Below are 457 nucleotides of genomic sequence, written 5' to 3'. Positions count from 1 at the left end.
ATGGTTCCTTGATCTCGCTCAATCCTTTCGGACAAGGCCGCCCAATTGGAACACCGCATGTTCCGCCAACAAATTGGCCTGCACCGACCCGGTCTGTTGATCGCCGGACAGGAACCACGCGCCCTGTACCTCAATCCCGCGCGCCTTCACAAAAGCGCGAAAGTCTTCGATCGTCACGTGATGGATGTTGGGGGTATCGAACCATTGCTCGGGCAACAGCCGCGTTACCGGCATCCGCCCGCCCCACAATAGCGACATCCGCACGCGCCAATGCGCAAAATTCGGGAAGGAGACGAAGGCTTGTCGCCCAACGCGAAGCAAATGATCGAGCACCACGTCCGGGCGGCGCGCGGTCTGCAAAGTCTGGCTTAGGATTGCGTAATCGAAGCTCGCATCGGGATAATCCGCCAGATCGATATCGGCATCGCCCTGGATTACCGACAGCCCCCGCGACACC

1 protein-coding gene is annotated in these 457 nt (G+C 59.5%); it reads right to left on the bottom strand.

The window, feature by feature from the left end; all coding sequences use genetic code 11:
* Positions 1-18: 18 nt before the first annotated feature.
* A partial coding sequence (locus AACY52_RS31045) for a methionine biosynthesis protein MetW (protein WP_339561501.1) occupies positions 19-457 on the bottom strand: 439 nt, incomplete at its 5' end.

This window comes from Pseudomonas sp. EA_65y_Pfl1_P113 (assembly GCF_963970525.1).
Taxonomy (GTDB): domain Bacteria; phylum Pseudomonadota; class Gammaproteobacteria; order Pseudomonadales; family Pseudomonadaceae; genus Aquipseudomonas; species Aquipseudomonas tritici.
This window is presented reverse-complemented; position numbering and strand designations above follow the sequence as displayed.